This is a genomic window from Exiguobacterium sp. N4-1P (assembly GCF_002214325.1).
On record NZ_CP022236.1, the window covers coordinates 1749083 to 1766086 of the forward strand.

The 17004-nt window shown below is 46.2% G+C and carries 21 protein-coding genes; all 21 read right to left on the reverse strand.

The window, feature by feature from the left end; genetic code table 11:
• The 21 genes from A0126_RS09135 to A0126_RS09235 all read right to left on the reverse strand — a co-directional run bounded on the left by A0126_RS09135 (position 1) and on the right by A0126_RS09235 (position 16971).
• A complete protein-coding gene (locus tag A0126_RS09135) occupies positions 1 to 483 on the reverse strand; it encodes a chemotaxis protein CheD (RefSeq protein ID WP_029330771.1) in 483 nt (160 codons plus the stop codon).
• Entirely contained in the window at positions 476 to 1084 is a 609-nt protein-coding gene (locus A0126_RS09140) for a chemotaxis protein CheC (protein ID WP_029330772.1), read from the reverse strand. The genes A0126_RS09135 and A0126_RS09140 overlap by 8 nt, the downstream gene beginning before the upstream one ends.
• Positions 1077 to 1505 carry a chemotaxis protein CheW gene (locus A0126_RS09145; protein ID WP_029330774.1) on the reverse strand — a complete coding sequence of 143 codons (429 nt, stop codon included), beginning with the start codon at positions 1503 to 1505 and terminating at the stop codon, positions 1077 to 1079. The genes A0126_RS09140 and A0126_RS09145 overlap by 8 nt, the downstream gene beginning before the upstream one ends.
• 11 nt (positions 1506 to 1516) lie before the next feature.
• Complete coding sequence (locus A0126_RS09150) at positions 1517 to 3514, reverse strand: chemotaxis protein CheA (protein WP_088837354.1); 1998 nt, start codon at positions 3512 to 3514, stop codon at positions 1517 to 1519.
• 21 nt (positions 3515 to 3535) lie between these two features.
• Entirely contained in the window at positions 3536 to 4387 is an 852-nt protein-coding gene (locus A0126_RS09155) for a MinD/ParA family protein (RefSeq protein ID WP_034800809.1), read from the reverse strand.
• Positions 4387 to 5433: a flagellar biosynthesis protein FlhF gene (locus tag A0126_RS09160; protein WP_088837355.1), complete on the reverse strand. Its 1047-nt coding sequence runs from the start codon at positions 5431 to 5433 to the stop codon at positions 4387 to 4389. Before A0126_RS09160 ends, A0126_RS09155 begins: the two co-directional genes overlap by 1 nt.
• A 3-nt stretch (positions 5434 to 5436) precedes the next feature.
• Positions 5437 to 7461 (reverse strand): flagellar biosynthesis protein FlhA, encoded by a 2025-nt coding sequence (gene flhA, locus A0126_RS09165; RefSeq protein WP_029330780.1) that lies wholly within the window; start codon positions 7459 to 7461, stop codon positions 5437 to 5439.
• Positions 7462 to 7475: 14 nt separating this feature from the next.
• Positions 7476 to 8567 carry a flagellar biosynthesis protein FlhB gene (gene flhB / locus A0126_RS09170; RefSeq protein ID WP_029330781.1) on the reverse strand — a complete coding sequence of 364 codons (1092 nt, stop codon included), beginning with the start codon at positions 8565 to 8567 and terminating at the stop codon, positions 7476 to 7478.
• A gap of 1 nt (position 8568) precedes the next feature.
• Positions 8569 to 9336 (reverse strand): flagellar biosynthetic protein FliR, encoded by a 768-nt coding sequence (gene fliR / locus A0126_RS09175; RefSeq protein WP_029330783.1) that lies wholly within the window; start codon positions 9334 to 9336, stop codon positions 8569 to 8571.
• The gene (fliQ, locus tag A0126_RS09180) at positions 9333 to 9605 is read right to left on the reverse strand and encodes a flagellar biosynthesis protein FliQ (RefSeq protein WP_012370733.1); all 273 of its coding nucleotides are present in this window, start codon (positions 9603 to 9605) and stop codon (positions 9333 to 9335) included. Before fliQ ends, fliR begins: the two co-directional genes overlap by 4 nt.
• A gap of 11 nt (positions 9606 to 9616) precedes the next feature.
• Positions 9617 to 10285 carry a flagellar type III secretion system pore protein FliP gene (gene fliP / locus A0126_RS09185; RefSeq protein ID WP_029330785.1) on the reverse strand — a complete coding sequence of 223 codons (669 nt, stop codon included), beginning with the start codon at positions 10283 to 10285 and terminating at the stop codon, positions 9617 to 9619.
• The gene (locus A0126_RS09190) at positions 10282 to 10704 is read right to left on the reverse strand and encodes a flagellar biosynthetic protein FliO (RefSeq protein WP_239456731.1); all 423 of its coding nucleotides are present in this window, start codon (positions 10702 to 10704) and stop codon (positions 10282 to 10284) included. Before A0126_RS09190 ends, fliP begins: the two co-directional genes overlap by 4 nt.
• 65 nt (positions 10705 to 10769) lie before the next feature.
• A complete protein-coding gene (locus A0126_RS09195) occupies positions 10770 to 11135 on the reverse strand; it encodes a response regulator (RefSeq protein ID WP_029330789.1) in 366 nt (121 codons plus the stop codon).
• Positions 11136 to 11147: 12 nt separating this feature from the next.
• The gene (gene fliY / locus A0126_RS09200) at positions 11148 to 12323 is read right to left on the reverse strand and encodes a flagellar motor switch phosphatase FliY (RefSeq protein ID WP_088837357.1); all 1176 of its coding nucleotides are present in this window, start codon (positions 12321 to 12323) and stop codon (positions 11148 to 11150) included.
• 1 nt (position 12324) lies between these two features.
• Positions 12325 to 13308, reverse strand: coding sequence for a flagellar motor switch protein FliM (gene fliM / locus A0126_RS09205; protein ID WP_088837358.1), 984 nt, complete (start codon positions 13306 to 13308; stop codon positions 12325 to 12327).
• A gap of 9 nt (positions 13309 to 13317) precedes the next feature.
• Positions 13318 to 13767: a flagellar basal body-associated FliL family protein gene (locus tag A0126_RS09210; RefSeq protein WP_029330792.1), complete on the reverse strand. Its 450-nt coding sequence runs from the start codon at positions 13765 to 13767 to the stop codon at positions 13318 to 13320.
• Entirely contained in the window at positions 13742 to 13978 is a 237-nt protein-coding gene (locus tag A0126_RS09215; RefSeq protein WP_088837359.1) for a flagellar FlbD family protein, read from the reverse strand. The genes A0126_RS09210 and A0126_RS09215 overlap by 26 nt, the downstream gene beginning before the upstream one ends.
• Positions 13975 to 14871, reverse strand: coding sequence for a flagellar basal body rod protein FlgG (gene flgG / locus A0126_RS09220; RefSeq protein ID WP_088837360.1), 897 nt, complete (start codon positions 14869 to 14871; stop codon positions 13975 to 13977). Before flgG ends, A0126_RS09215 begins: the two co-directional genes overlap by 4 nt.
• Entirely contained in the window at positions 14871 to 15338 is a 468-nt protein-coding gene (locus A0126_RS09225; protein WP_029330801.1) for a flagellar hook capping FlgD N-terminal domain-containing protein, read from the reverse strand. The genes flgG and A0126_RS09225 overlap by 1 nt, the downstream gene beginning before the upstream one ends.
• Positions 15331 to 16437, reverse strand: coding sequence for a flagellar hook-length control protein FliK (locus A0126_RS09230; protein WP_088837361.1), 1107 nt, complete (start codon positions 16435 to 16437; stop codon positions 15331 to 15333). Before A0126_RS09230 ends, A0126_RS09225 begins: the two co-directional genes overlap by 8 nt.
• Positions 16438 to 16452: 15 nt before the next feature.
• Positions 16453 to 16971, reverse strand: coding sequence for a MotE family protein (locus A0126_RS09235; RefSeq protein WP_239456732.1), 519 nt, complete (start codon positions 16969 to 16971; stop codon positions 16453 to 16455).
• Positions 16972 to 17004: the final 33 nt, after the last annotated feature.

Genomic DNA, 17004 nt, shown 5'->3' on the forward strand with positions numbered 1-17004 from the left:
CTAAATTTCCAGCGTTCCGACGTTGACCGTCCGAATGACGAGACGACCAGAGCTTGAATGGAACTCGATCGTCCGACCGTTCGTTCCACCAACATCTTCCGCGACGAGTGGGATTTTCGCTTGTTGCAATGCTGCTTTAACAGCAGCGATGTTCCGTTCACCGATACGCATCGATTCATGTTCATATTTGAATTGAAACATTTGCGCTCCCCCGGCAATCTTTGCCCGTAACCGAATCGCGCCACCTTGTCGTAAGCGCTTTACAAGCTCAGTTACTGCAGTATCTGCGAATTTCCCGACTTCAACGGTGATATCGCGACTGATTGCCGAGTCTGGAAGCATGACGTGTGCCATGCTCGATAGACCACGTTCTTGATCATAAATGATGACGCCGACACAGGAACCTAATCCTGCAGTACGAAGGACGACCGGTTTTCGACTAACGGCATATTCCGCTATTCCAATCCGAATGACTTCATCCATCAACTTCCACACCCAATCGTTGAAAGACCGCTGCAAAAGCATCTGCTTCTGGCAATAATAATAAATGACCGTTTAAGTCGTTGCCTAAACTTGAAAGACGCGTATCGATGTATACTGCCATGTTACCAAATTTTGTCGACTCAAGTAAGGCAACTTCCAAAATTGCTCCAACCATATCAAAAGCGGAGGCAGGAACCGTCACATGAACGGATAAATCCAGCCAGTCAGAAATCGCGCGAGCGTAAGCGCCGATTAAGATATTGCCGATTTCTTCCCAAGCGGAAACACCGATTGCATGATGTTCCGAAAAAAACTGAAACGGCTGTTGCATCAACTGAGAAATCAGTTTTTCCGCATCTTGGAGCGGCATCAAAAAGAGTAGAGACGCCTTGATATCTCCTGTAAAGCGAAGTAAGGCTCCGGCAGTGTAAGCTTCCGCTCCGCCTACACGATCAATAATCGTCGAAAAGTGTTCGAGTTCTGCTGACGGTACTTCAATTTCAACAGGCTGTCCAAGAAGTGTCGATAATGCCGTAGCTGCATGCGCTGCCCCGATGTTTCCGACTTCCTTGAAAATGTCCTGTTCCATCCGATTAAGCATGAACGATGTCCTCGAATAAACGGTTCGGCTCAAGTAAGGAGAACAATTGATCTTCCCCTTTAGCGATTGCTGTCAAATAATTGGTTTCTTCTTGTTTTTGATCAGTCAACGGTTCAATCCGGACATCGATTGCTTCGACGACTTCATTCGCCCGATCGACGATGAACCCGGCATCTCCATGTTCGAGCGTCGCGATGATGATTCGTGTTTCTTCCGTTCCTTCGATTTCCTCAAAACCAAGACGTGTCCGTAAGTCAATCACCGGTGTCACGACCCCGCGCAAATTGATGACGCCTTTTACGTAAGGTGCAGCGTTCGGGATTCGTGTAATCGGAATCACGCGTTCGATGGAGCGGACCGATTGAACATCAATCCCGTAAGCATTTTGTTCCAGTTGAAAAACGACCCATTTTTGTTCCATTATCTATTCCCTCACTTTCGTAGCAGTGCATTGCTATCGATGATTAACGCGACTTGACCGTCCCCAAGAATCGTTGCGCCAGAAATCGCGCGAATTCCTTCCAAATAACTTCCGAGCGGCTTCATGACGATTTCCTGTTGACCAATTAATTCAGTGACCATCAATCCGGCTAATTTTTCACCACTTCGAACGACGACAACTGAGTAGGCTTCTGCTTCTACTTGTGGAAGACCATACACTTCATTCAACGAAATCAATGGAACGAGTTGTCCACGGAAATCAAACACCTTTTCACGATGCGCTTGTAAGATGGCATCTTGTCGAAGCGATGTCGTTTCGATGATTGCCGTCAGCGGAATCGCATACGTTTCTTGACCGAGCTCAACAAGCATCGCGGAAATGATTGAGAGCGTCAATGGAAGACTGATTCTAAAGATTGTCCCTTCGCCACGTTTCGTCTCGACGAAAACTTCGCCACCGAGCGACTCAATCTTCGATTTGACGACGTCAAGACCTACGCCACGTCCCGACAAGTCGGTTACTGTTTCTGCCGTTGAGAAGCCTGGTGCAAATAGTAGCATCGACGCTTCTTCCGGTGTTAAGACAGCAGCTTCTTCTTCCGTTAGCAACTCTTTCTCAATCGCAATCCGTGTGACCCGCTCATGGTTGATTCCTGCCCCGTCATCTTCAATCTCAATGAAGACCCGGTTTCCAGAATGATAAGCACGTAACGACAGATTGCCTTCGACTGGTTTCCCGGCTAAAATTCGATCCGTCTTGCTTTCAATGCCATGATCGACGGCATTACGGATTAAGTGAACGAGGGGATCACCAATCTCGTCAATCACTGTTCGATCAAGCTCCGTCTCTGCACCCGTGATATGCAATTTAATATTTTTACCGACATCTTTTGAAACCGATCGGACCATCCGTGGGAAACGATTGAAGACCTGTTCAATCGGCATCATGCGTAACGTCAAGACCAGCGATTGTAATTCATTCGTGCCGCGTTTAATGCGTTCGACGGTTTCCGTCAATTCAGATGAACCGACTTCGGCAGCAATTCGTTCTAAACGACCACGATCAATGATGAATTCTTCGAATAAGTTCATCAAACGGTCAATTCGTTCCAAGTTGACACGAATCGTTTTCGAGGCGACTGGTGCTGTTACGTCTGTTGTTTCGCTGACGACTTTCGTTTCTGACTCGACTGTTGATTTAGGTTCAACTAACGTGGATGTCGCAACTTCGGCTTCTATCGTTGTTTCAAAAGGCTGAATCGAGACATGTGCCACTTCCGACACTGACTGGATGCCTTCAGTCACTTCTTCCTCTGATTTCATCGTGACGAACAAGACATCGAAGCTTGTTTCAAATTGTTCTTGCTCTAATTCATCTGAAGTCGGATTCGAAAGGATGACATCGCCTAGACTTTGAAGACGGTCGAACACCATGTAGACACGCGCCGCTTTTAAAATGACATCTGCCGATAGTTCGACCGTGATGACGTATGCATGGTAACCGGACGCAATCGATTGTTTAACGACAGACTCTGAATAGACATCACATTCAAAATTACGTTTCGTCGCCACAGCCGTCGCTTCTTCAGTCGTCTCTACAGCAGTTTCTTCTGCTTGAATGAATCGTTTTAATCGTACGACCGTTTCTTTCACGTCGAGCTTTCCGGTTCCACCTTGACTGATGTCCTCAACCATCGTTTCGAGTTGTTCCGCCGCGATGAACAAAACATCAATCAGCTCTTGTGTAGCAGGTTGCGTCTTTGAGCGCACTAAGTCAAGCGCACTCTCCATTTCGTGTGTTAAATCCGCGATGGCATCGTACCCCATCGTACCGGACATTCCTTTTAATGTATGGGCAGAGCGGAAAATCTGATCGATGACGGCTTCATCATCGAGACGCTGTTCAAAAATGAGCAGACTTGAATTGATAGCTTGCAAATGTTCAATCGATTCGTCTAGAAACAATCCTAAATATTCATTTAAATCCATTGGTGATACCCTCCTTCATGATTAGCGCACACGATTGTTTCGATTTTTCAAGCGACTTACCAATCGATCTAAAAATTTCCGTTCCTGCACGCGAAGACCTGTTAATGCGGTGGTAATATGATCGAGTCGCCAGCTAACATCACTCGTCCGATCAAAAAGATAGAACGGTTTTTGTGCTTTGACGGCTCTGACGACTGTTGGGTCATCTGGTAAAAACCCAGCGAATCGTAAAGGTTTGTTCAAAAATTGTTTACTGACCAGTTCGAGACGATCAAATGTTTCGAGTGCCTCTTCACCGTTCATCGCACGATTGACGATGACACCGATCGGTAACTCCGTTGCATGATGGTGCGACAATTTAACGAACGCATAACCATCCATGATCGATGTTGGCTCTGGTGTAACAACGAGCCAGGCTTCATCGGCACTACTAATGAAATCGAATGTCTGGTGTGTTGCTCCAGCACCCAGGTCGAGGATGACAAAGTCGTATTCATAGAAAAAACGAAATTCTTTCATCATGAACGCAACATCCGGATCCGTTAAATTCGTTAATTCAGTAAAACCACTTCCACCATGGATGAAATGTAAGGTTGGTGAAACTTCAACCACTGCATCTGCCAAGGATTCACGACGCTTGACACAATCCATGAGCGACGTCTTCGATGATTTTCCTAACAGCACCCCGACGTTCGCCATCCCGATATCAAGATCGATGATGAGGACACGTTTTTCTTGAAGCGATAAGGCGACACCCAGGTTTACGGCGACGTTCGTTTTTCCAACGCCCCCTTTACCACTGACGATCGCAATCGTTTTTGTTTCTTTGACTGACACTTTTGAACGTAAGACACGCGCTTGATCATCTCGCATCACCTGCCCCCTCTTTCTACAATCATTCGAGACATGTCGGATTGATCGACCCACGTGATATCTTCTGGTACTTCTTGACCCGTCGTGATGCAGAGCACCGGCAGCTTCGCTTCGACGGCTAGACCGTAGATGGACCAAAACTCCGTCGTTTCATCTGCTTTCGTAAAGATAAACCCGTTGAGTGGAACTTGTTCAAAACGTCGTCTAATCTGCTCTAAGTCCCGGTATTTTGCCGTTAAGCTTAAAACAAGAAAAACATCCGTATTTGAAAAATCATGACGTGATTCAAGCTGTGTGATATAACCTGCGTCCAAGAAGTTCCGTCCAGCTGTATCAATCAAAACGATGTCACAATCTGCTAATTGTTCTTTCGCTCGTTCAAACTCTGCTAAATCGTAGGCGATATGTAGCGGAACATCGATGATTTCAGCATAGGTTTGCAACTGTTCGATTGCCGAAATCCGGTACGTATCCGTTGTAATCAATCCAACCGTCTTACCTTCCGTCAATCGGTAGTAAGCAGCAAGTTTAGCGATTGTCGTCGTCTTGCCGACCCCTGTCGGTCCTGTCAACATCACGTAACGTGATGTCACGGTCGTTACTTGTAACTCATGTTCAATCGTTTGGGCGAACGCTTGTTGAACTTGTTCAAGATCGTCTGTTTTGTAATACGTCGATAACAAAACGTCGTGCAATTGCTCCACCCGTGCCTGTAAAGCCGGTTCGGACAAAATCGCTTCATATGCCCCTAACTCTTCCGGTAAACGTCGAGAGGAAAACGAAATGATTTTCGGGACTGGCATTTCAATCGTTTTCTTAAGCTGCGGGGTCCGTTTAGGAGCCGGTTGCTGGACATCTTTTTCATGAATGATTGGATGTTCGTCAACAGAAGCAACGAGTTCGACCTTTTTTTGTGCAAACAATCCGAAGAGTCCACCCACTTTGATATGTCGTGTGTTTAAAATAATCGCCTCTTCGCCTAAATCACGTTTGACAAGTTCCATTGCTTCACTGACTGAATTTGCAATAATTTTTTTAACCATCATGTGTTAAATCACCCCAATGCTCTTGACTTCAATCGTCGGAATTAATTCGTTGTATGACAGGACAGGTACATCTGGGAAATAGCGCTCCGTCAACTGACGAACAAACATCCGAATGCTTGGTGAGGCCAAGATGATCGGTTGTACTCCATAACGTTCGAACTCTGACGACAGTTCATTAAACGACTCGATGAACCGTGTCGCTTTTTCCGGGTCAAGCGCAAGATAATTTCCGAACTCTGTTTTTTGAATCGCGGACTGAATATCGATTTCCATTTCACTCGATACCGTCACGACGTGTAAGACATCCCCTTGCAGCACCTGTTCCGTAATTTGCCGTGATAAGGCTTGGCGGACGTATTCAGCAAGCAATTCGCTATCTTTCGTCACGGCCGCATAATCAGCTAGTGTTTCAAAAATCAATGGCAAATTGCGAATCGATATTTTTTCTTTTAGTAATTGAACGAAGACTTTTTGCAGTTCTCCAATCGTTAAGAGTTGCGGCGTGACTTCATCGACTAAAATTGGATGTGTTTCTTTCAAGTGATCAACGAGTTGCTTCGTCTCTTCTCGTCCCAGCAAGTCTGCAGCATGTTTTTTAAGCAGCTCCGTTAAATGCGTTGCGACGACCGATGGTGGATCGACGACTGTATAACCAGACATTTCTGCCCGACTTCTCGTCTTTTCATCAATCCAAAGCGCCGGCATTCCAAATGCCGGTTCGACCGTTTCGATGCCTTGGATTTCAGGATCATCGACTCCGGGACTCATTGCTAAATAATGATCGAGCAAGAGTTCTCCCGTCGCCATCTCACTGCCGCGAATCTTAATCCGATAATGATTCGGCGGGAGTTGTAAGTGGTCGCGAATCCGAACGGTCGGGAGGACGAAACCAAGTTCCAATGCTAACTGGCGACGAATCATGACGACACGGTCGAGTAAATCGCCACCTTGTGCTTCGTCAGCAAGTGGAATCAATCCATAACCGAATTCAAACTCAATCGTATCGACATTTAAAAGCGAAATGACCGATTCACTTGAGCGTAGGTTTTCCGTCGATTCTTCTTCGACGGCGACTTCTTCCGTGGTCGCTTTTGGCGTCCGTCTCAGTTGCCAAGCAAAGAAGCCGGCTGCTGCTGCGACAGGAATTGTCACATAGTCTGGAATCGCCGTGAACAGACCAAGTAGGAAAATCGCGCCTGCACCAATCATGACGAGCAATGGCGTCCGCGTTAACTGACCGATGATGTCTTCACCTAGATTGCCGTCCGACGTCGAGCGTGTGACGATAATCCCGGTTGCGACAGAAATCAACAGCGCTGGAATCTGACTGACTAATCCATCTCCGACTGTCAAGAGCGTATATAAGTTGATTGATTCTGTCATCGGTAACCCTTGTTGGACGACTCCGATGACCATCCCGAAAATCAAGTTAATGATGACGATGATGATGCCGGCGATTGCGTCTCCTTTTACAAACTTTGACGCCCCATCCATCGCCCCGTAAAAGTCGGCTTCGGATTGAATTTTTTGCCGGCGTGTCCGTGCCTGGAGTTCATCAATCATGCCGGAGTTCAAATCGGCATCAATCGCCATCTGTTTCCCTGGCATCGCATCCAGTGTAAATCGGGCCGATACTTCCGAAACCCGTTCCGACCCCTTTGTAATGACGAGAAACTGGATCAAGACGAGAATCAAGAAGACGACGAACCCGACGAGTGCGTTCCCGCCGACGACGAAGCTCCCAAATGCTTCAATCACTTCGCCCCCATTCCCGTTCGAGAGAATCGAGCGGGTCGTCGAGACATTTAATGCGAGACGAAACAGGGTGACGATTAACAATAAAGTTGGGAAAACTGAAAATTCCAATGCTTCTTTGGCATTCATCGAAACGAGTAAGACCATCAAAGCAATCAAGATGTTGATGATGATTAAAAAGTCGAGTAAAAAGCCTGGCAGTGGAATGACCAGCATGAAGACGATCATGATGACGCCTAGCAGTACGGAAAGATCTCTTGTTGAAATAGTCATGATGCTTCATCCTTTCATTTTGCTTGTTTCATTTGGTAGACAAAGGCGAGTGTTTCAGCGAGTGCCTGATAAAATGATTCATCCACTGCCATACCTATCTCTGATTTTGCGAACAAGGCCCGCGCGAGCGGACGATTTTCGATGATTGGGATGTCAGCTGCTGTCGCCTTCTCCCGAATACGGAATGCGACAGCATCCACACCTTTTGCGACGACGATTGGTGCCGCGTGTTTTCCATCATCGTATTGAATGGCAACTGCATAGTGGGTCGGGTTCGTAATGACGACGTCTGCATTCGGTATTTCTTGCATCATCCGCCGCATCGCCATCTCCCGTTGTTGCTGTTTGATTTTACCTTTGATTTGAGGGTCACCCTCCGTGTTCTTATGTTCGTCTTTTAAGTCCTGTTTACTCATCCGAATCGATTTTTCAAAATCAAACTTTTGATAGGCAAAGTCTAAAACGGCAAGTGCAATCAACGCGATGCTGACCGAGAGACCCAGTAAAAAGGTCAAATGACCAATGATGGCTAACGCATCTCCAATCGGCTCAGACGTCAAGCGTGAGATTTCGACCTTGTTGTTCCATAAGATCGTCCCGCTCGTCATTCCGATGACAAGTAACTTAAAAACAGACTTTAAAAATTCGATCAGTGCTTTCATACTGACGATGCGCTTGACCCCTTGGAGTGGATTGATTCGATCTAACTTTGGTTGAATCGATTCTGCACTGAGTAAAGCACCAATCTGGACGAAGTTTCCTAAAATCCCGATGGTGACAGCCGTTAAAAAAAACGGGGCGACGAGAATCGCCATTTGCCCTAACATCTCAATTAATATCTGCTCGACACGCCCTTCCTCTACTGCAACAAGGACGGTCCTTGCACTCAATCCATTTTCTAAAACCAAGACGAAACGTTTGCCGAGAAACGGTCCAAAGAAAAACAAGACGAGGAACATCGCGAATAACATTAAACTACTCGTTAAATCAGCGGATTTTGCGACTTGCCCTTTTTTTCTTGAATCATCCCGCTTACGCGGTGAGGCTTTCTCTGTTTTTTCACCAGCGAAGTACTGGAGGTCGAGTTTTAAACGATATGTATTCATCTCAACCTCCCAGTAATCGAATGGCATCCGCTAAAACGTCTTGCAGTAGCGGAATGAACTTTGAAATCCCGGTAATCGTCGAACCGGCAAGTAAAAATAAAATCGCATAGCCCATTAGTAATTTGACTGAAAAACCAATCGCAAAAATATTGAATTGCGGTGCTGTCTTTGCTAAAAATCCAAGTGCAAGATCGACCAGGAACAAGGACACGATGAGCGGCATCGCCATTTGAAGTGCCGTTAACATCGCCAGACCGACGACTCGAACGACAAGACTCATACCCGCCTCGCCTGAAACTGCAATCGAACTGCCGGGTGGAAAGATTTGAAAACTGGTGTAAATGCCATCGAGTAAAATCAAATGCATGTCAGAGGCAAGTAACACGAGTAGTGTCAACATGTAATAAAACCGGCCAATGATTGGTGATTGACCACCGAACATCGGATCATAAGCTGATGCCATTGCGAGTCCCATCTGTAAATCGATGATGGAACCGGCGATTTGTGGGGCAAATAAAAGGAAGCTAGCTAACAAGCCAAGCGATAATCCAACAATGACTTCCGTACCCATCCGAAAGAAAAAATTGAAATCATCGACTTCAACGGTCGTTTTGACGGCATAGCTCGCAAAATAGGCAAGACCGGCAGCTAATGCTAATTTATGTTGGGCCGGCAGTTGTTTTGATGAAAACAACGGTGCCGCGACCAAAAATCCGACGATGCGACCAAATACGAGTAAAAATACGCTGACAAAAGACAATAACGTCATTTCCTTGAAACCTCAGCAATCTGTTTAAAGATTTCAATCGTAAACGTTTTTAATTCTTCCATGATCCATGGTCCGAAAAAGACGAGTGCTAAAAATACAGCAACGATTTTCGGGACGAACGAGAGGGTCTGCTCTTGAATTTGTGTCGTCGCTTGTAAAATACTGACGAGCAGACCAACAACGAGTGAGACGAGCAAGAGCGGTGCCGATACCTTTAACAAGGTCCAGACGGCCGAACTCGCTAGTTGAATAATCATTTCCTGCGTCATATCGTTCCTCCCTACTTCATGCTGACAAGCAATGACTCGACAATTAAATGCCAACCATCGACGAGGATGAATAGTAATAATTTAAACGGTAAAGCAATCATGACAGGCGGTAACATCATCATCCCCATCGACATCAACACACTTGAGACGACCATGTCGATGACGAGAAATGGAATGAAAATCATGAACCCAATCTGAAAAGCCGTTTTCAACTCACTGATGGCATAAGCAGGAACTAACGCGACAAGCGGGATGTCTTCGACTTTTTCCGGCTTATCGTAATTTCCATACTTCAAAAATAATTCTAAGTCATTGGTACGTGTATGTTTTGACATAAAACGTTTCATCGTTCCACCTGCTCGATCAAACGCTTCGTCCTGACTAATTTTTTCACCCATGTATGGTTGAAGTGCCGTCGTGTTGAGTTCCGTCAGCACCGGTGACATGACGAATAATGTAATGAATAAGGCAAGACCGACTAGCAACTGGTTCGGTGGTGTCTGTTGCGTCCCGAGCGCCGAACGTACAAAGGATAAGACGACGACAACGCGCGTAAAACATGTCATCAAAATCAATAACGAGGGTGCTAAGGATAATAATGTCAACAAGACAAGTAACTTAACTGATGTCGCTGTTCCTGATGGTGTGTCTAAAGAAATCAGACTTTCAATCGTTGTCATGAACGACCTCGTTTCTTCTGGAATTGATCAAGTTGTTGCTTGAACGACTCCAAGAAAGGCGATTCGCTCGTCGACTGTTTCATATCATGCATCTCTTCAGTCGACCATTCCGTATCCGCTTCGAGCGTGTCGAGTAGCTCAATGTTTTGCCCGACACCGACGACGTAAACTTTATCGTGGACGCGTACGAGTTGCACCGATCGATCTTTTCCGAGCGGCACACCTCCGAGATGGGAAAGTTGATTGGATTGGCGGACACCTCGCGTCCGATCATTGATCAATCGGACAGCCAGGAGAAATCCCCCGATTAAGACCACGAGCGTGACGATGACTTTAATGACCGTCACAATCGTCGACGACCCATCGACCTGTTGAGTTGTTGGTTCACTCTTCTTAGATGGATTCAAATTCTCTTCCACTGTTTCTGCCCCAACTTGTGCTGAGAGCAGAAACAACAGGAGACAGGTCAAAAAGGTCAGTCTTTTCATGACGAAACAGTTTTCGAAACGGCTTCAAGCACACGGTCTGCTTGGAACGGTTTAACGATGAAGTCTTTTGCACCGGCTTGAATCGCATCGATAACCATCGACTGTTGTCCCATTGCCGAACACATGATGACTTTTGCTGCTGGGTTAAAGGCTTTGATTTCTTTTAGTGCTGAAATGCCGTCCATTTCTGGCATCGTGATATCGAGCGTTACGAGATCCGGTGTTAATTCTTTGTATTTCGCTACGGCTTCGCGACCATTTTCTGCTTCACCGACGACGTCATATCCATTCTTCGATAAAATTTCCTTAATCATCATTCGCATGAAAGCTGCATCATCTACGATCAATACTTTTGCACTCATCTTATTTCCTCCTTAGAACATCCGAAGACGTTCTTTTGTATTTACGATTTCTGTAATTCGTACTCCAAAGTTTTCTTCAATGACTACGACTTCACCTGTCGCAATCAATGTATTGTTGACAAAAACATCAACCGGCTCTCCAGCCAACTTATCGAGTTCGATGATTGAACCTTGTGTCAATTCCAATATGTCGCGTACAGAGCGACGTGTTCTGCCAAGTTCGACGGTTACATTCAGTGGTACATCATACAACATCCCGATGTTACCCGGTACGCCTTCTTGTTGCACTTCTTCAAATTGACCAAACTGGACCGGGCTGACACCTACCGGTTCCTTCTTCGGTGCAACAGGCGTTTCATAACGTTGTTCCTGCTGTGGCATTTGTTGCGTTTGTTGCGTTTGTTGCGTTTGTTGCGTTTGTTGCGTTTGTTGCGGTGCTACTTGTGGCGACGGTTGAACCGGTTCATGCGTCGCACCTTTTGCTTCTTCAGTCGTCGTCGTACTTGCGCTGAATAATTTCTGAATCAACTGCTTTGAAAATTCGAGTGGTGCAAGCTGAACGATTTTCGAATCGATCAACGTCCCGATTTTTAAATCGAATTCGATGATGACCATGCTTTCCCATAAAGAAAAGCTGTCGACAATACTTTTCTCTTGCGAAAAGTCGAAAATTTCAACGGCTGGTGGCGAAATATCAATTCGCATCGAGAAGACCGTTGACATCGACGTCGCCGCTGCTCCCATCATTTGGTTCATCGCTTCTTGAACGGCAGAAAGGGCGATTGGCTCCATTTCATGGTTTTCCTCGACCATCCCGTCGCCGCCCATCATCAAGTTCGCGATGACAGATGCGTCACGTTGCGTCAAGATTAAGACGTTTTCACCTTTGAAGCCTTCTGTGTACCCGACGCGCAAAGCAACGTGCGGAATCGGATAGCGACTGCGTAATTCGTCCATCGTGATCATCCGCACATGTGGCGTCGTGATCTCGACCTTTTGGTTGAGTAATGCAGATAACGCTGTTGCTGAATTCCCGAGTGAAATATTCCCTACTTCACCTAAGGCATCAATTTCCATCTCGTCTAATTCTTCTAATCCATCATCCGAACTTGTATCAGTCGGCTCATCATCCGACGGGGTCCCGCGTAATAACGCATCGATTTCATCTTGCGAAAGCATATCGCTCATGTTATTCCTCCTCAATTCGTTGTATGACTTGTAAAGCGAGATGCTTCCCATTCAGACCAGGTCGCGCTTTGAACATTTTCCGATCATCAACAAACAATTCAACCGGGTCGGATGTACGTGTCTTCAGGGACAGGCAGTCGCCTACCTCGAGGTGTAACAATTCTCCAAACGACAATTCCGTTTGGCCGAGCACAGCTTTTAAATCGACGATTGACCCCATCAACTGAGTTTGCATCTGTTCAGATTCTTGGTTATCGACCGCTTTACGTTTTTCTTGTTGCATCCAAAAATGACTCGATAGCTTCGGAATGATCGGTTCGAGTGTGACGAACGGAAGACAGACATTGAGCGTCCCACTGACTTCTCCAACCGTCACATAAATCGAGACGAGGATTACCGTCTCATTCGGCGAAACGAGTTGAAGGAATTGCGGATTGATTTCTAAATCGTCATACTCTGCTTCTAGTTCTGTGATTGACTCCCAAGCTTCGCCATATTGTACGAATGCCCGCTTAAACAATTGTGTCAAAATGCGTGTCTCGATTTCAGTCAAATTTTCAATCTTATTCATCCCTTCGCCAGGACCACCGAGGAGACGATCGAGCATTGCATAGGCGATGTTCGGGTTGACTTCAAAGATAACTTTACCATCGAGCGGTTTCAGGTTAACTAGATTGATTAAGGTCATGTTCGGAATGGAATGGATGAATTCATCGTATGGCAACTGTTCGACCGTATTGACCGTGAACTGGACGTACGTTCTCAGCTGCGCTGAAAAGTGTGTTGTCAGTACACGTGCGAATTGCTCATGAATTCGAGTCAAGTTCCGCATTTGATCTTTTGAGAAACGAAGTGCCCGTTTGAAATCATACACTTTGACACGCCGTTCCTCTTCTTGACTTCGTATCTCCTCGACTTCCATATCTCCGCTCGAAATGGCTGATAGCAAGGCGTCAATTTCATGTTGTGATAATACTTCGCTCATGCTGCCACCTCACTGGATGATTTTTTTCGTCGTATAGACGCGTTGAACATCGCCTTCTTGAAGAAGTTTTTTGAATTGACCACGTAATTTTTCTTCAAGCTTTGCCATATCTTGTTTTGAATCCAAGTCTTGCTTTTTCATCGATGCTAAATCACCAAGAATGATGTTGTTGATTTGAAACTTACGTAGTTCTAACTCTTCCTTCGTTTTCACATCATCCGTGACAATCGTAAACTGAACATTCAAAAACCGTTCGTCTGCGATGTTCGTCGTCAAGTCATCTGTTTGAAAACTTCGTTCTTCGAGCTCGGCACCTGTCGGTTGTTCAACTTTTGCTTCCGTCTCATCTCCGACTAACCAATACTTCGTGAGCATATACCCTGCGCCGATCATCATGAGGGCCACGATAACCATGATCAACGGTATTTTTAACTTACTCTTCTTCTTTTCTTCTGCCATCTTCGAGCCTCCTAATGCTGTTCAAGCCCGCTAGTCCGACTTGTCGGTAAAAATCGATTGTTGCCGCTTTTACCTCTTCTAACGATTCTTTGACGATGTATGTCTGCCCTCCAACGAGTTGAATCGTCGTATCTGGTGTCGATCGAATCGATTCGATTAATATAGCATTCAATACGAGCGGTGCTTGACGTAACGTCGTCAGTGTAATCATCGTTTCAAGTTAACGAGTTCTTCTAAGATTTGGTCGGATGTCGTAATAATCCGTGTATTTGCCTGGAATCCACGTTGCGCGATAATCATTTCCGTAAACTCTTCCGATAAGTCGACGTTCGACATTTCGAGCGTCCCAGACGTCAGTTGCCCAAGTCCGTTCGTGCTTGGCGTCCCTGTTGCTGGAATCCCTGAGTTCTGTGAGGCTGAAAAGAGGTTCACCCCTGATTTTTCAAGTCCACCCGGGTTCGCAAAGTTTGCCATCGAGACGTAACCGACGCGTTGCAACGCACCTGTCGCATCAACGAATGTGACCAATCCATCTTTTCCGATTGCTAAGTTCTGCGCGCCAGTCGGAATTTGGAGTTTCATGTAGCCATCATTCACTTTTGTCGTAATTTGTCCTTGTGCATCGTACTGGTTTGCCGGTAAGTTTGCTTGGTTCGCTGGTGGCTGTCCTGGATTCGCTGGTGGCGGATCAGATAGTCCGACGAGGTAGTTCCCGTCTCCCGTGACGATATTCCCTTGCAAGTCCGTGTAAAAGTTTCCTGAACGCGAGTAACGAACGCCATCTGCTGTAAGCACTTGATAGAACCCTTCGCCTGAAATCCCGACATCGAGTGTCCGTCCCGTGTTTTGAAGTGCGCCTTGGTTGTAGACGTTATCGACCGTCGACATTGATGCCCCGAGTCCGACTTGTTTCGGGTTTGTACCACCGACACCGCCACCTGCTCCTGAAGCTGAACCGACTGATTGGTTAACGAGATCTTTAAAGGTAACCCGCCCTTTTTTGTAACCGAACGTATTGACGTTTGCGATGTTATTCCCGACGACGTCAAGCTTTGTCTGGAAGTTCTTTAACCCACTGATTCCTGAATACATTGAACGTAACATTATTTTTCCTCCTTTGTTTTAATCTCCGTTAATTCATAGACACTGACTTGCTTCCCGTTCGAGAGTTCCGCGATGACGTCAATTCCGTCTCGCTTGACGCTTATGACATTCGCTGTCTCCTTGACCGTCGCGCCCGTCGCCGTTCCCGTCGCATCCTCAACCGTTCCATCTGTTTCGTAACTAACTGATTTCCCGATTAAATTACTGTATGTCAGCAAGGAATTCGCATGTTGATTCAAGACCATCGTGTCCATCCCTTTTCCAATCGCTTGCATTTGTTCAAGGGAAGAAAATTGTGCCATTTGTGAGATGAACTCTTTATCTTCCATCGGTGCAGTCGGATCTTGATTCGATAACTGGGCAATCAAGATTTTCATGAACATGTCTTTGTCCATCGAATTATTCGGGACAGCTGTCGTTTTATCCGGCAACTGGTAGGACGATGCCGCATTAATGGAATCAGTCATCTTCTTCCTCCTCTAACTCCTCATCTTGAGGTTTCGGTTGTTCCTCTTGCGCTGTCTCTTGCCGCTCTTGTGGTGTCGATGTATCAAACTCTTTTACGGTCGAGGCCAGTAATCCCGTCTCGATTTTAACGAGCGGCGCTTGATTTTGCAGCGAACCTTGTAATTTACCTAGCTGTTGCTCAATCAGTTGTTTCGCCTGCTCGGTGCCCGCAAACAACTTCACTGTCAACACACCTTCTTTTCGCTCGAGTTGAACGACGACTTCACCTAGCTGTTCTGGGTATAAACGAATCGACATTCGTGTCGAACCGTCTGCTCCTTTTAAGAACGGGGCTTGTTGGAGTGCTGCTTCGATTCGTTTTGCCAATTGTTCATCGACATTACTTTGCGGAACGAGGGGAGGCATCGTAACGGTACGATCGCTTTTCACGAACAGTGTCGATGAAAAGGCGAGCGGTAACGCCGTCCCTTCCGAATCAACTGTTCCTTTCAACGGCTCACTACGCGTCAAGCCTTCGCCTAACTTCATCGAAGCCGGTAAGGTTTGAGCCATGGCGACTTGTCGTGTCACCGGAAGAACCGTCTGCACGACCCTCCCCGTCTTCAATTCACCTTCCGCTGTCTTAACACCTTTTCCGACGGGCATATCTTCTACTGGTTGCAGTTGACCTGCTACCGGTTTTGTAACACCAAGAATCGACACGATTGTCGCCGTAATCAATTGACCGACGGACGCCGGTAATTGTTGCAACATCGCCGTCGCTTGTTCCGCATCTCCTTCTTGGATCGTTTTTACGAGTTGTACGAGCTCCGTCATTCCTTTTGGATCCTGCTCTAGTGCTTCTAATTGCGGATGATCCAGTAAAAGCAAGGCTTGTTCGGGTTGTGCTGTGAGCATCTTCACCAGCTGACCTTCATTTAATTGTGGCATCGTCGTGCTAGGGACGGTGTTCTCAGGAAGAAGACTCGGTTCTGGCGTCGTGAACAGTTGTAGCAAAGAAGCAAAGCTCCCCATGCCTTCAGCCGAAGGAGCACTTTGGCCGACTGATTTCGACGTACCTTTGACTGTTTGATTTTGTTGCACATCTGTCAAATTCATCGTGTTCGCTCACCTCTATTTCGTCGCGAGTAGTTGCGTCAATGCCGCAGCCTTTTTCGCATCCATCTTTGCGATGATGGCTGCTTGTTGTTCCGCATCGATAGTCTCGATGATAGGAACGACCTCTGTCGGACTGAGTTCATTTAAGATTGTCGCTGCTTCTTTCGGCGACATCTCTGCATAAACATCGGTCACACTTGCCGTTTTTGTTGTCTTCTTGTCTTCCTCGGTTGTTTTATCCGGGAAAGGCGTTTGTTTTAATTGATCGCGCTCCGCGATTAATCGCGTAATCTCTTGTTCTTTCACTTTGAGGGTATCCGCTTGTTCCGTCGCTTCATTTCGCAATTTTTTAATTTCTTGATTCGCTATTTTTAATCGATTTTCTAAATCAGACGTTTCCTTACCAGGCGTTCCCGTCGTTTGTTTCGACGTTTCCTCTGTCGAAAACGGGAGTGCAAGCATCGGACGACCGTTAGCATAATTGAGCACGAGATAGGCTGTACCTAAGATTAAGATCAAGGGAATGATCAACAACGGTAAAATCCATTGTTTCGATGATTTTGAATT

Coding starts and splice junctions, on each gene's coding strand:
- A0126_RS09210 (WP_029330792.1), bottom strand. CDS start 13,767: ATGGCAGAAGAAAAGAAGAAGAGTAAGTTAAAAATACCGTTGATCATG.
- A0126_RS09140 (WP_029330772.1), bottom strand. CDS start 1,084: ATGCTTAATCGGATGGAACAGGACATTTTCAAGGAAGTCGGAAACATC.
- fliY (WP_088837357.1), bottom strand. CDS start 12,323: ATGAGCGATATGCTTTCGCAAGATGAAATCGATGCGTTATTACGCGGG.
- flhA (WP_029330780.1), bottom strand. CDS start 7,461: ATGACTATTTCAACAAGAGATCTTTCCGTACTGCTAGGCGTCATCATG.
- A0126_RS09160 (WP_088837355.1), bottom strand. CDS start 5,433: ATGATGGTTAAAAAAATTATTGCAAATTCAGTCAGTGAAGCAATGGAA.
- fliQ (WP_012370733.1), bottom strand. CDS start 9,605: ATGACGCAGGAAATGATTATTCAACTAGCGAGTTCGGCCGTCTGGACC.
- A0126_RS09230 (WP_088837361.1), bottom strand. CDS start 16,437: ATGAATTTGACAGATGTGCAACAAAATCAAACAGTCAAAGGTACGTCG.
- A0126_RS09195 (WP_029330789.1), bottom strand. CDS start 11,135: ATGAGTGCAAAAGTATTGATCGTAGATGATGCAGCTTTCATGCGAATG.
- A0126_RS09215 (WP_088837359.1), bottom strand. CDS start 13,978: ATGATTACACTGACGACGTTACGTCAAGCACCGCTCGTATTGAATGCT.
- fliP (WP_029330785.1), bottom strand. CDS start 10,285: ATGACAACGATTGAAAGTCTGATTTCTTTAGACACACCATCAGGAACA.
- fliM (WP_088837358.1), bottom strand. CDS start 13,308: ATGAGCGAAGTATTATCACAACATGAAATTGACGCCTTGCTATCAGCC.
- A0126_RS09150 (WP_088837354.1), bottom strand. CDS start 3,514: ATGGATTTAAATGAATATTTAGGATTGTTTCTAGACGAATCGATTGAA.
- fliR (WP_029330783.1), bottom strand. CDS start 9,336: ATGACGTTATTGTCTTTTGTCAGCGTATTTTTACTCGTATTTGGTCGC.
- flgG (WP_088837360.1), bottom strand. CDS start 14,871: ATGTTACGTTCAATGTATTCAGGAATCAGTGGGTTAAAGAACTTCCAG.
- flhB (WP_029330781.1), bottom strand. CDS start 8,567: ATGAATACATATCGTTTAAAACTCGACCTCCAGTACTTCGCTGGTGAA.
- A0126_RS09225 (WP_029330801.1), bottom strand. CDS start 15,338: ATGACTGATTCCATTAATGCGGCATCGTCCTACCAGTTGCCGGATAAA.
- A0126_RS09145 (WP_029330774.1), bottom strand. CDS start 1,505: ATGGAACAAAAATGGGTCGTTTTTCAACTGGAACAAAATGCTTACGGG.
- A0126_RS09135 (WP_029330771.1), bottom strand. CDS start 483: ATGGATGAAGTCATTCGGATTGGAATAGCGGAATATGCCGTTAGTCGA.
- A0126_RS09155 (WP_034800809.1), bottom strand. CDS start 4,387: ATGCGAGATGATCAAGCGCGTGTCTTACGTTCAAAAGTGTCAGTCAAA.